This window comes from Flavobacterium bernardetii, assembly GCF_011305415.1.
GTDB classification, from domain to species: Bacteria; Bacteroidota; Bacteroidia; order Flavobacteriales; family Flavobacteriaceae; genus Flavobacterium; species Flavobacterium bernardetii.
The window spans coordinates 1-13,603 of the sequence record NZ_JAANOQ010000005.1; the positions used below are offsets into that span (position 1 = coordinate 1).

Below are 13,603 nucleotides of genomic sequence, written 5' to 3' on the forward strand. Positions count from 1 at the left end.
AACTGACCATGCCAATCGTTATTGTAATCCGTTTTACTATAAACTTCCTTACCGTATCTGTTGAAAATCTCAACCTTGTTAGCTTTCAACTTCAAATAATCATTCTTATCATCCCCGTTTGGTGAAATACCTTTTTGAATGTCGCATAACTCAATTTTAACAGTCATTGTTGTTGTAGAAGCACAATCTGAAAGATCATCAGGTGTAAAGGTGTAAACAAAAGTACCATCTACAGAAGTATTAACTACTGCAGGTGACCAACTACCTTCAATTGAATTATTTGAAATTGTTGGTAAAGTAACATTAGCATCTCCAACACATAACGTTTCAACTGGAGTAAAAGTTGGCGTTACAATAGGAACAATTGTTACTGGAATAGAAATAGCTTGAGAACACTGTCCAGCACTAGGAGTAAATGTATAAGTTGTTGTTCCAGCTGTACTCGTATTAATAGCCGCATTCCAAGTACCAATTATCGGTGGTGTGTTAGTTGATGATAAAGGTAATGTTGGAGCAGTAGTATTTTGACAAATATTTGCTATTGCTGGAAATGTAGGAACAACAATTGGATCAACAGTAATATTCATAGTAGTACCAACTCCACATTGTCCTGGATTAGGTGTAAATGTATAAGTTGTTGTTCCAGCTGTACCTGTATTAATAGCCGCATTCCAAGTACCAGTTATCGGTGGTATGTTAGTTGATGACAAAGGTAATGTTGGAGCAGTTGTGTTTTGACAAATATTAGTAATTTGAGCAAATGTAGCTGTTACAAATGGAGTTATTACAATAGTAGAACTACTTGAATTTGTATGAATACAATTTGCTAAGTTCTCTGCATAAGTATAAGTTACAACATAAGTTCCGGCATCACTTCCAACTAAATTTATAATTCCTGTTGAAGAGTTTAAATTTAAAACTAATCCAGCTCCACCAGTATAACTAAAAGTACCACCTGAAGTAAATCCGGCTGCTAATGCAGGAGTTGGATTTGTTGTATTAGTAATACAAACTGGTGTTGTGTACGTAAAGTCCGTAACAGCAGTTGTGTATGGTACTGCATTAATTGTAAATGGAATTGGTGCAGAATAGCAATTATTAATTAAATCATGAACAATAAAAGTATGATTTCCAGGAGTTAATCCAGTAAATGTAGTACTTGTTTGGTATGTACCACCATCTACACTATACTCATAACTAGAAGTATTAAGTGTATATTGACCTAAATTTGAGTAATTTTCTGGATCAGTAGTACTCCAATCTAAAGGATTCCATGTTGAACTAGGAAGTGGAGTTGCATTCGCTAATCTTCTATATGTATAACCTGATTGACCTGCTGGTGTAAATGTACTACCATCCGTTGTACCCCAATTATCAACAACTACATTTGTAGATGTTGTTAACTTAATATTGTCATTGTTGTTAACACCCTGACATGTAGTTAATGGTAAGTTATGGGCTACACCTGGAATACTTGCATTAGTACTTAATTTGATAACAAATGTTGAATTAGCAAGAATAGTACCAGACAATGCATTATCACATGAAGTTGTATAAGGTAAACCACCAGATGTAGTAAAGACTCTCAATTTATAAGTTGATAAATTTATTGGTGCAGATGTCCCATTATAAAGTTCTACATATGATAATTGTCCTGTATTTGCATCAGTAACTTCAGATATAAATAAGTTTGTTGGCACTGTTCCTCCAGCTGATACTGGCGCAGTAATATTAATAGAACCTGTTTGTACCGCACATGTTGGTTGAGTTAAATAATCAAACGTTGGTGTTGGTATTGAAATAACATTAACATTAAATGAAACTTGAGAACTACAAGTACCATTAGTTGCATATACATAAATAGTTTGGTTTGCTGAAATAACATCACCAGCATTTAAAGGTCCAACACCACCAGTTGTTGTAAAATAATTACCAACTGTTAAAGCAGGTAAAACATAGCTGTTACAAGCATTTACATCTTGAATATATGGTATAACTGGAGAAACTAATATCTCTACTATTTTAGTAGTTGTATACAAAGCACATCCTCCATTTGCTGGAATTGTCATTGTAACGGTATAGATACCTGGTTGTGCTAAACTTGGAGTTAAACTTCCAGAAATAGGATCCAAAGCATATTGTAATCCTGAAGGAGTTGCACTATAGAATGGATTTGGTCCAGAATTTCCTGTTGGAATAACAGGATAAGTTGTAGCATCCGAGTTACAGAATATAGCATTATTAGCATAAGTTATAGTTGCATTCGATGGTTGTGTTACCGTTACTAATACACTATGAGTTATTGGATCATTAGTGTATGGAGGTAAATTATTTGGTATAACTGTATTTGTTACAACATAATTTCCAGGAGCACTTGCAGCAAAATCAATCACACCTGTAGAAGGAGTAATTGACATTCCAGCTGGAGTAGCCGTAAATGTACCTGCAGATCCACCACTTACAAAAATTGGTGAAGCAGGACTTTCATCTTTACAATATGCTGGCGCTGAATAATGAAAATCAGCATTATAACATGTAGGCTGTGTTTGATTTGTTACAATAGAAATTGTACCTGGGTCATTAGCATAATTCGTAACCATCAATATGTAAAACTGACCCGCTATTACTGGTAAAACAAAACTCTCTTCCGCTGCTGCAGAAAAACTACATCTTATAGGTGTTTGATTTGGAACGTCATTACAACCAATTTGTTTAGTTGCATAAGGTCCCCAAAGCGCGTAATCAACATCTCCTGATGTTTGCGAAATATCACAAGTATAATTTCCTGTAATACCTGCTTGAATGAAAAAGAATTTCACATTAGGTGAAGTTCCTAAACACCCGTAATTACCAAAATTAATAACATCAACAGAGTTCGAATAAGTTACTCCCGCACATAATGGATCAGCTCCTGTACAAGATACAGAACCAATACATAATTTAAAAGGAATTGATGAGTCAGTAGCTAAAGTAGTTACTAATCTTATGTAATATGTTTGACCAATCGTTAATCCATTAGCAACATGTCCTTCAATGGCGTTACCAACTACAGTTGGCCCAGCTACAGTTTGAGTAGTACCACATTGAATTAAGTTTAAACTTGCACATGTTCCTGAATATAAAGCTAAATTAACAGCTCCCATCACTGCAGCAGTACCTTCGGTTTGAATTGTATGAGTTGTACTAGTGGCAGTAAATTTATACCATACATCATTTGCATTGACATTACAAGTTCCAGTAGTAATACTTGGAGTTGCGCCTTTCAAATCGACAGGATTTGTATTAACACATGCTAAATCAGCATTCACAAAAGCTTGAATTGCATTTATACAATTATCATTAACTGGCGGTGTAGAAAAATTAATTCCATCTGTCCAGAAACTTTTATTTGAACTAGAACAAATAGCTCTTACATACACTGTATATGCAGTTGAAGGAAATAAGCCTGGATAAGTAATTGTTGTTGAAGAATAACCTATTCCAGTTGCAGTAAATACCGGAACATTTGAACCTGCAGGTACTACTAATACTTGCCAAGCTGTAGCTGTACCAGACTCTGTCCAAGATAAATCAACACTTGAAGCAGTAATATTAGATACTATAACAGAAGCTGGTTTTGGACAAGTAATTGGTGGTGTACAATAAATTGTAGCATCCCAACCTGCACTCACACCATTAGCTGTTGAAGAGAAAACAAATGTTAAACATCCACTTGCAGAAGTTGCAGAAAAAGATGGTGGTAAATTTGTACCTGTATATGGTGTACCAACAACTGGAGAAGTTGGTAAATTACCATCTCTAATTGTTAACGTATCACCTGCTGCTAAACTAAAACTATTGAAAACAACTGTTACAACATCACCTGCATTATCAGGACATATTATTGACGTAATGTTTTCACTATTTTGATAGTTACCAGAAATCCCTCCTGTATCATAAAAATGATCTCCAGCACAATAATTTGGTGTAGTACAGAAGTTTACTGGAACTGACCAGAAACTAAATTGCGTTGCAGAACATCTTGCTCTTACATAAACATCATAACATGTTACAGAAGTTAATCCTGTAATAACATATGGACTTGCAATATTTGTTATTGTTCCTACAGAACCTGCATTTGGAGCTGGTGAACCCGCTGGTAAAACGATAATTTCCCATTGAGATTCAGAACCTCCATTTGCCCAAACTAGTTGTGCAGCATTATATCCAATATTAGAAATCACTAAACTTCCTGGTTTAGGACAAGTAATTAAATCTAATTTTATATTATCAATTGCAGCAGGTGGTTGATTTCCAGCTGTATTATTATTTCTCCATTCAAAAACTAAACGCATATTACTTCCAGCATATGGTGAAGCATTTACTGTGTAATTTTGAGTTGAAAAACTTGTAGTTCCAGTTAAATCATTTCCAACTTTAATTCTGCTATTTGCTAAAGCTGTAATTGGAGTTCCAATTACAGGGTTGAAAGTTGCAGGAACTGTCCAAACGGTAATATAATCTGCTAATTCTCCTAAAGAACGCCAATCGAAAGTTAAATCTAATTGAGTTGCTCCAGCAGGAATCACAAAATCTTTATACGCGTGAACAACAGAAGTTGCTGTATTATTATACGCATTTGTAACGCCATTATCATCAGTAATATACAAGGCATGTGTTCCACCATTATTAATTCCTGTTCCAATAGCCCATTTGTTTACTTGTCCAAGACTACTTAATGTCCAACCTGTTAAAGTTTCAAATCCATCTGTAAAGTTTAATGGAGTGGCAACTTGAGGTAAAGTATATGTAAATGGACCTGACCAAATACTGTGATTTCCATCATTACAATCCGCTCTAACATAATATTGATAAACCACACCAGGAATTCCTGCTGCAATATTACCAGTATTAGAAGTCGTGTTATTTATTATACTTGTACCTGAAGGTAAACCGTAAGGAGCTGGTGCAAATGAATACTGCCAAGCAGTAGTTCCTGCATTTGCAGCCCATCCTAATTCTGCAGACGTAGATGTAATATTAGTTGCTGTTAAACCTGTTGGCTGGTTACAAAAAACTTGTTGGATCGTTAATGTATAACCTACTGTTTGTTGCGTACTTATAGGCACTGTAGCACTTACATAAGAAGATATTATTATATAATATGTAGTATTTGCTACAACAGGAAAGGGATTAATATTTCTTGGATTAGCATTATTATTGGCAACACCAGCTAAACATGTTGCTCCTCCAGTCCCAGGGCACGCACTATAGACATGAATACTTGAAAAAGTAGCTGTTGGTGCTAAATTTATAGCAATATTTCCTGTGAATGTTGGTGTAAATGAATAAAATACATCATTACCACTCATATAGTTATTTGCTGTTCCACTACAAGTTAATGGTTGAACAATATCATTAGTATCTAAATAATTTGCAGTATTGTCAACAGTCTGATAAGGTAATGCACCAACAACAATTGGACCGGAACAATAATCCCCTAAAGAAGCTGTTTGAAAAACTTTTGGTCCAAACCAATCACTTTGATAATTACCTAGACCACTTGAACAAACTGAACGTACTTGAAATTTATATATTTTATTTTGTAGTAAACCTCCAAATACATAGTTAACATTAGTATTAGCTATTTGAGTTTGAACAGATGGATCAGTAAAAGGTAAAGTAGACTCAACAACTTGAACTTCCCATTGTGTAACTCCTGCTCCTGCTGGTGTACCCCAACTTAATTGAGCTGAAGTAGTAGTTTCATTCGAAGTTGTTAATGGTCCAATTGGATCCATACATTTCTGTACAACGTTTACATTATCAATCACCCATCTATCACCATTGTCATTTGTCATAACAAATGCAATGTAAACTAGAGTTCCATTTGGATAAACAGATAAATCAATTATTTTTTCTTCAAAAACGTTATTTGTTGCCGTTAATGAAGCTTCATCATAAGAAATAAGGTTTGTAAAATCAGCCGGATTCGTTTGTGAAGCTGTAGATATTTTAATATCAAACAAACTTCCTTGAACTCCAGCTTGAATAGTTTTTGTTTGAAAACGTAACTGTCCATTTGCTGGAACAGTAATCTGATTCGTAACTAGCCAGTCAATTGCTTGACCTGCAGGTACATTTTCTCTGTTAAGAAATGCTGAGTTACCAGTACCTCCGTAAGTAAATGCTGCTGAATTTGTTGTTAACCAGGCTTGTCCTGGAATAACACCAGTACCGGTTTCAAATTGTGCCCAACCCGCTGGTAGAGCTGGCGCTGTTAGGCCGTCAAAGTTTTCTTGACCGAAAACATTCAAACCCGCGAACATAAATAATAATAATAGTAATAGTTTTTTCATTATAGATTATAGTAAGTTGTGATTAATTAATATCTTTAACTTAACAAAAGTAGGAATAAATGTGACACATTGAACATATATCGATAAAATACATTTTTCATCGACAAAAAGCTTTATTTAACTAAAATATTTTCTTTAAATTTGTAAAAAAATCAACGTTTTGAGTACAAAAAAAATTTACTTCGCTTCTGACCAGCATTTAGGAGCACCTACACCAGAAATTAGTTTTCCTAGAGAACAAAAATTTGTGCAATGGCTGGATGAAGTTAAACAAGATGCAGAAGCCATTTTTTTACTAGGCGATTTGTTCGATTTTTGGTTCGAATATAAAACTGTTGTTCCTAAGGGATTTGTTAGAGTTTTAGGAAAATTAGCTGAAATAAAAGATGCTGGAATTCCGATTTATTTTTTTGTAGGAAACCACGATTTATGGATGGGCGATTATTTCGAAAAGGAACTCAATATTCCTGTTTATCACGATAATAAAGAATTCACTTTTAACGGAAAAACTTTTCTAATTGGTCATGGTGATGGAAAAGGTCCTGGAGACATGGGTTACAAACGCATGAAAAAAGTATTTACCAATCCGTTTTCCAAATGGTTGTTTCGTTGGTTACATCCAGATATTGGGGTAAGTTTAGCACAATATTTATCTGTCAAAAACAAATTGATTTCGGGTGCTGAAGATGTAAAATTTTTAGGAGAAGACAACGAATGGTTGGTTCAATATTGCAAACGCAAATTAGAAACCAAACATTATGACTTTTTTGTTTTTGGACACCGCCATTTACCTATGGAAATTCAATTAAACGAACAATCCAAATACATCAACTTAGGTGATTGGATTGGTTATTTTACGTATGGTGTTTTTGATGGTTCAACATTTGAATTGAAAAAATATTAACAACTACTTTTCTTCTGAAACACGAATTTGCGTTAGGGATGGAAGCGGCATCCTTTTATGTTTTTATTTTTTGTTTATTAAAGCACTTCGACTCCGATCAGTGTGACAGTGCGAAAAAAAAACATAAAAAGATATAGCGTACAGCCCGACCCTTGTGGTAACGCCCAAAAACTTACTTTTCTATTTCTAAATCTCTGAATTTTGGTGAAGCGACTGCGGTGGTTCCAACGACTAGTAAAGTCATGATTCCACCAAACACAACGGCATTTACTACGCCAAATAATTTAGAAGTTAAACCACTTTCGAATGCTCCTAATTCGTTTGAAGAACCTACGAAAATGGAATTTACTGAAGAAACTCTACCGCGCATGTCATCTGGTGTATAAATTTGTAAAATTGTAGAACGAATTACGACAGAAAAACCATCGGTCACACCACTTAAAAACAACGCTACGACTGATATCCAAAAATTAGTAGACAATCCGAAAACGATAATACAAATTCCGAATCCGAAAACGGCGAGTAATAATTTTTTACCTGTATTTTTTTCGATGGAAAACATCGTGGAAGCCAACATGGTTAATAATCCGCCAATGGCTGGTGCTGCTCGTAAAATCCCGAAACCTTCTGATCCTACTTTTAAAATATCTTGTGCAAAAATGGGTAATAAGGCTACTGCTCCACCGAATAAAACCGCAAACATATCTAAAGAAAGGGCGTTTAAAATAATTTTATTTTGAAACACAAATCGGAGTCCGGCTTTTAAACTTTCAGTAACGGGTTCGCCAATTTTTTTATTTAAAATAGGTTTCTTACTAATTTGTAACAACACAATAATTCCAATAATAATAGAAATCGTAACGAAGATCATGGAGTTGAAAACGCCGATTCCACCAATTAAAAATCCGGCTAAAGCTGGACCCAAAACCGCAGAAACTTGCCAAGAAGAACTGCTCCACGTTGCCGCATTAGTAAATTGCGATTTCGGAACAATTAATCCTAATAAACTAAAAACAGAAGGAATAATAAACGAACGAATAATTCCGCCTAAGAAAACCAAAGCGTAAATTGCATATAAAAAAGGTTGTTTCCCAATAGCCAAAACAGTTTCTGGATGTACCAAGTAACAGAATAGAACACTGATAGTTAAAGTTCCTAAAAAGCATTTTAATAACATGCTTCTTTTTTCGGATTGATCTACAATATGTCCGGCAAATAAGGCCATTGTTATGGCTGGAATCACTTCCATTAAACCAATTAATCCTAACGACCATGGATTTTTAGTAATTCTGTACACTTCCCACTCAATCAATACAAATTGCATCGACCAAGCTAAAACTATAGCCAATCGCATGAGTATAAACCAACGAAATTCTGGGATTCTTAAGGACGAGAAGGGATCTTTTTTTGTCATAGTTCTTAACCGCGAAGACGCGAAGATTTTCGCAAAGGTCGCAAAGTTTTTGTTATTTAACGCTTATTTACTTGGTTCTTTTTACTTTTTACTTGGCTCTTTTTACTTGGCTCTTATATCACGTAATTGTAATTGTAAACTTACGTTTCCGTTCCATTCGTTTTCTTCTACTACATAAACGGCGTCGAACGGATTTTTGTTTTTTACAATGTCTATTTTCTTTCCTAATCCGAAACCTATTGCATTGAAATTTGGTGAATGGTTTTGTTTTACGAAAACCTTTAAATGTTCTGCCTCGTTTCCTAATGTTTTGGCATAACCGGAATCAACTACATTTTTCGACATGAAAATAGGTGTCATATTTTCTGGTCCGAACGGTTCGAATTGTTTTAGAATGCGCATGAATTTTTCATTTATGTCTGAAAAATCTAGTTCAAAATCTACTGCAATTTCTGGAATTAATAGATCGGGGTGAATGGTGTTTTTGACTTCCTTTTCGAAGGCATCTTTAAATTTCTGATAATTTTCTTCTTTTAATGTCATTCCGGCGGCATACATGTGTCCGCCAAATTGTTCTAAATGTTCTGAACAAGCTTCCAACGCATTATACACATCAAAATCTTTTACCGAACGTGCCGAAGCTGCCAATTTATCCCCACTTTTCGTAAAAACAATAGTTGGACGATAGTAATTTTCCACTAATCGAGAAGCTACAATTCCGATCACGCCTTTGTGCCAACTTTCTTGATACACGACTGTTGAAAAACGTTCGATTTCATTATTCTCTTCAATTTGAAGTAAAGCTTCTTTGGTAATTTGTTTGTCTAAATCTTTTCGATCCGAATTATAACCTTCAATTTCTGAAGCGAATTGTTCGGCTTGTTCTAAATTATATTCGGTTAAAAGTGCTACGGCTTCGTTTCCGTGTTTCACTCTTCCCGCTGCGTTAATTCTTGGCGCGACGATGAAAACCACATCGGTAATCGTTAAAACTTTCTTCTTTGTGTTTTGAATTAAAGCTTTAATTCCTGGTCGTGGATTCGTATTAATCACTTCCAAACCAAATTTGGCTAATACACGATTTTCTCCAGTCATTGGTACAATATCTGCGGCAATGGCGGTGGCGACTAAATCCAAATACGGAAGTAAATCTTCAATCGTTTGCTTTCTGTTTTCGGCTAGAGCCTGAATCAATTTAAATCCGACGCCACAACCACATAATTCGTCGTATGGATAACTACAATCGGCACGTTTTGGATCTAAAACCGCAATGGCATCTGGTAAAGAATCGCCAGGTCGGTGATGGTCGCAAATGATAAAATCGATGTTTTTGGCTTTCGCATAATTGACGTGGTCGATAGATTTTATTCCGCAATCGAGTGCAATAATTAAAGACACATCGTTATCTTCTGCATAATCAATTCCGATATAGGAAATTCCGTAACCTTCGTTGTAGCGGTCTGGAATATAAGTGGCAACATTTGGATAATAAGTTCGTAAATAACTTGAAACCAAAGAAACGGCTGTTGTTCCATCGACATCGTAATCGCCAAAAACTAGAATATTTTCGTTATTGGCAATGGCTTTTTCGATACGAATTACCGCTTTGTCCATATCTTTCATCAGATACGGATTGTGTAAATCGTTTAATGTAGGTCTGAAAAATGTTTTGGCTTGTTCGTAGGTTTCAATTCCTCTTTGAACTAATAAAGTAGCGACCGTTTCGTCTACTTGAAGGGCATTTTGTAAGGCTTGTACTTTTTCTTTTTCTGGCTTTGATTTGATGGTCCAACGCATAGTGATTTTGGATTTACGTGTTACGATTTATGATTTTTGGCGAATAGTATTGATTTGTAAATATATAAAAAAAATTATTTCACGCAGATTGAAAGGATTAAAAGGATTTTTTTACTTATCCCTTTTGCCTTTTCACTTATTACTTTTTACTTTTTACTTGGCTCTTAATACTTCACCTTCAAACTGAATCCCTTCCCAACCAAAAATCATAAAATTTCTAATGTTTTGATGATCCGTTGCATCTGGTGTGTTTAATACATCTTGATAGAAATCACCAAATAAAGACAATGTTTCTTCTTTTGATAAATTATTCAATTGTGCAAAAGCAAAAATTTTACACGAACCATTATTTTCACCTGCATTATTAATTTGATTCCCGTTTTTGAAAGTCGTTGGTGTGAACATATAATTTTCATCAATATGGGTGATGGTTTCTGGGAAAGATTTTTTTGTTAATAGTTGTTGTAAGTTAAAAATCATAAGCTTTAATTATTTTTATTTTATTAGAAAGTTCAGAAATAAAAAAACAAAATTCATCATGATGTTTTTTATTATTTAGAAAGAAATAAAATTTGTATTTGTTATTATTAGATTCAAATGAAACCCAATTATTTACACCTTTTCCTACTTCATAATTACTAGTATTAAATTGCAAATCAGTTCTAAAAAAACCTGAATTTTTCCCTTTATAATCAGTAACTATATATTTAAAATTTTGAATTGAATTATATTGAAATTCATTTCCTTCAATAATTAATTTTGAATCTAAAAAAGTCAATCCTCCGTTTATTTTTCCTGAAACTAAATCAGTATCAAAACTATATTGAATTTTTGAAATCCCAAATAGAATTAATCCAAAAATGATAACTATTAGACTTGTTGTAAAAAAAACATCAGATTGAAAAACAAATTTATTAGTTAAATATAGAATTAGTCCTAAGCAAATTAAAATTATTCCGTAAAAATTAAGTTTAGAATTAAATACACTTAATTCATTTCCAATAAGTTCTGGATGATATAATTTGGCTTCAAACATAAACCAACTATTTCAAACTTTTCCCTCCAACAACTACAACAATTTCGCCTTTTGGTGGTTTCGCTTCAAAATGTTTTAGGACTTCTTCAGCCGTTCCACGAATGGTTTCTTCGTGTAATTTTGAAATTTCTCTGGAAACAGAAACTTGTCTATCAGCTCCAAAATATTGGATGAATTCGGCTAATGTTTTGACTAATTTATGTGGAGAAACGTATAAAATCATGGTTCGAGTTTCTTCGGCCAAAGCCAAATAACGCGTTTGTCTTCCTTTTTTATCAGGTAAAAATCCTTCGAAAATAAATTTATCGTTAGGCAAACCACTATTTACCAAAGCCGGTACAAAAGCTGTCGCACCAGGTAAACAATCCACTTCAATTCCGTTTTCCACACAAGCGCGTGTTAACAAAAATCCAGGATCGGAAATCGCTGGCGTTCCCGCATCTGAAATTAAGGCAATGGTTTCGCCGCCTTTTAAACGAGCGATTAAATTTTCTACGGTTTTGTGTTCGTTATGCATGTGGTGACTGTGCATGTGTGTAGAAATTTCAAAATGCTTTAGTAATTTACCGCTAGTGCGAGTATCTTCAGCTAATATTAAATCGGCTTCTTTTAGTACGCGAATGGCACGAAAAGTCATGTCGTCTAAATTACCAATTGGTGTGGGAACTATATATAATTTGCTCATAAAATGCTTAACGGAAAATGTTATTATTTGCCACGAATTCTCGAATTAACGAATTTTTCTAATCTTTATTATTACTCGAATTACTATCGCCTTTGTCGAAAATTTAAAACACAGATTACACAAATTTTCACTGATTATTTTGTGTGAATCTGCGGAATCTGTGTTTAATAAAGTAGTATTTATTTAAATTTATTTTCAACAATTTCTAAAAATCGAACTTCAAATTCTTCTTTGTTTTCCCAATTGTTATAATCCGGTTTCACAAAGTCTAAAACAAAAGATTTGGCTTCGTCCCAATTGGTAAACGTGTTTAATTGTGATAAAACGCGTTGTAAATCGTCACCGTTTCCAGCAAATAAGTTTTTCTCAAAAGCAATTTTATCGTTTAAACCTAAAACAATTGCCTTTCCTGTTGGTACAGATTCTGCTTTTGGTTCTTCTTTAATTTCTGCTTTTGGTTCAGCAATAACTGCGTTAACTTGATCTGCTTCAACTTTCACTTCTTCCAGAATTACTTCAGGTTGAACGGCTTCAAAAGCGGATTCTTTAATTAATTCTTCGATAATAGGTTCGTCTTTTTTTACGAACATCGTAGCTTGATAATCGTGTACCAAAATATCATCCATAGAAATTTGTTTCGAAACCTTTGTTCCAATAATTTCAGAATTTGTGGTTGTTAGAATCTTCTCCTCTTTGACTTCTTCTACTACTTCTTCAACAACCGCTTGTGCTTTAACCTCTTTTTCAGGAAATGCTTCGTGAGAAATTTCATTTTTTTCGAAAAGTTCTTCGGTAATTTGTGCAATATGTTCTTTAGAAGCCATTTCTATTTCATCGTCTCCATTTCCAGGAAATGCTTCATGCGAAATTTGATTATTTTCGAAAAGTTCTTCTTCAATTTGTGCGATATGTTCTTTGGAAGCCAATTCCATCATTTCTTCTTCCTCATCTTCCACTTCAATAGTTCCAACCACAATTTTAGCTACTTTCTCTTCAAAAACAGTTTCAGAAAATTCTTCATTTACTAAAGCGGTATTGGCTTCGTAAAATTTCAATAACGTTAATTGTTCGTACAGTTTTTTAACTTCTTCATGTAATTGAACCGTTTCTGTATGGTTTTTTAGCTTTAATAAACGGTGCGCTATGCTAATTAATTCGCCTTCAATTTTTTTCTTCATAACTTTTTGTTTGTGTTGAACGTTTATAGCGGTGATTTTTATATTTTTGTTATCATTACAAAGGTAAAAGAAAATATGACTATAATTAAATAGTAGAAAAATATTTTACCACGAATTTTCGAATTAAAAAATAGAAAAAAAGGAAAAATCGACTTCGTCGATAATTAATTCGAATAAATTGTAATTACGTTGATTTTAAAATCATAAATTCGAGAATTCGTGGCAAAAGCAGTACTATTGGTTGCAGATTA

8 protein-coding genes are annotated in these 13,603 nt (G+C 34.0%); 1 reads left to right on the forward strand and 7 read right to left on the reverse strand.

Annotated elements, in window-relative coordinates:
• Positions 1 to 6,338 (reverse strand): fibronectin type III domain-containing protein (locus G6N05_RS09965; RefSeq protein WP_187003013.1); only part of this gene is annotated, 6,338 nt, incomplete at its 3' end.
• A gap of 151 nt (positions 6,339 to 6,489) precedes the next feature.
• Here G6N05_RS09965 and G6N05_RS09970 point away from each other — a divergent pair.
• Complete coding sequence (locus G6N05_RS09970) at positions 6,490 to 7,242, forward strand: UDP-2,3-diacylglucosamine diphosphatase (RefSeq protein ID WP_166128848.1); 753 nt, start codon at positions 6,490 to 6,492, stop codon at positions 7,240 to 7,242.
• Positions 7,243 to 7,414: 172 nt separating this feature from the next.
• Here the strand turns inward: G6N05_RS09970 and G6N05_RS09975 are convergent, their stop codons facing one another.
• From G6N05_RS09975 to G6N05_RS10000, 6 genes are all read right to left on the reverse strand, one after another.
• Positions 7,415 to 8,656: an MFS transporter gene (locus G6N05_RS09975; protein WP_166128031.1), complete on the reverse strand. Its 1,242-nt coding sequence runs from the start codon at positions 8,654 to 8,656 to the stop codon at positions 7,415 to 7,417.
• A gap of 102 nt (positions 8,657 to 8,758) precedes the next feature.
• Complete coding sequence (gene recJ, locus G6N05_RS09980; protein ID WP_166128035.1) at positions 8,759 to 10,453, reverse strand: single-stranded-DNA-specific exonuclease RecJ; 1,695 nt, start codon at positions 10,451 to 10,453, stop codon at positions 8,759 to 8,761.
• A gap of 153 nt (positions 10,454 to 10,606) precedes the next feature.
• The gene (locus tag G6N05_RS09985) at positions 10,607 to 10,933 is read right to left on the reverse strand and encodes a HopJ type III effector protein (protein WP_166128040.1); all 327 of its coding nucleotides are present in this window, start codon (positions 10,931 to 10,933) and stop codon (positions 10,607 to 10,609) included.
• Positions 10,923 to 11,489: a hypothetical protein gene (locus G6N05_RS09990; protein ID WP_166128045.1), complete on the reverse strand. Its 567-nt coding sequence runs from the start codon at positions 11,487 to 11,489 to the stop codon at positions 10,923 to 10,925. Before G6N05_RS09990 ends, G6N05_RS09985 begins: the two co-directional genes overlap by 11 nt.
• A 7-nt stretch (positions 11,490 to 11,496) precedes the next feature.
• On the reverse strand, positions 11,497 to 12,174 hold the full coding sequence (gene rsmI / locus G6N05_RS09995; RefSeq protein WP_166128048.1) for a 16S rRNA (cytidine(1402)-2'-O)-methyltransferase: 678 nt from the start codon (positions 12,172 to 12,174) through the stop codon (positions 11,497 to 11,499).
• A 179-nt stretch (positions 12,175 to 12,353) separates the two neighbouring features.
• Positions 12,354 to 13,352, reverse strand: coding sequence for a hypothetical protein (locus tag G6N05_RS10000; protein ID WP_166128051.1), 999 nt, complete (start codon positions 13,350 to 13,352; stop codon positions 12,354 to 12,356).
• Positions 13,353 to 13,603: the final 251 nt, after the last annotated feature.

Excerpts from the sequence above, each read along its gene's own strand:
- G6N05_RS09975 (WP_166128031.1), bottom strand. The coding sequence starts at position 8,656 with ATGACAAAAAAAGATCCCTTCTCGTCCTTAAGAATCCCAGAATTTCGT.
- recJ (WP_166128035.1), bottom strand. The coding sequence starts at position 10,453 with ATGCGTTGGACCATCAAATCAAAGCCAGAAAAAGAAAAAGTACAAGCC.
- G6N05_RS09985 (WP_166128040.1), bottom strand. The coding sequence starts at position 10,933 with ATGATTTTTAACTTACAACAACTATTAACAAAAAAATCTTTCCCAGAA.
- G6N05_RS09990 (WP_166128045.1), bottom strand. The coding sequence starts at position 11,489 with ATGTTTGAAGCCAAATTATATCATCCAGAACTTATTGGAAATGAATTA.
- rsmI (WP_166128048.1), bottom strand. The coding sequence starts at position 12,174 with ATGAGCAAATTATATATAGTTCCCACACCAATTGGTAATTTAGACGAC.
- G6N05_RS10000 (WP_166128051.1), bottom strand. The coding sequence starts at position 13,352 with ATGAAGAAAAAAATTGAAGGCGAATTAATTAGCATAGCGCACCGTTTA.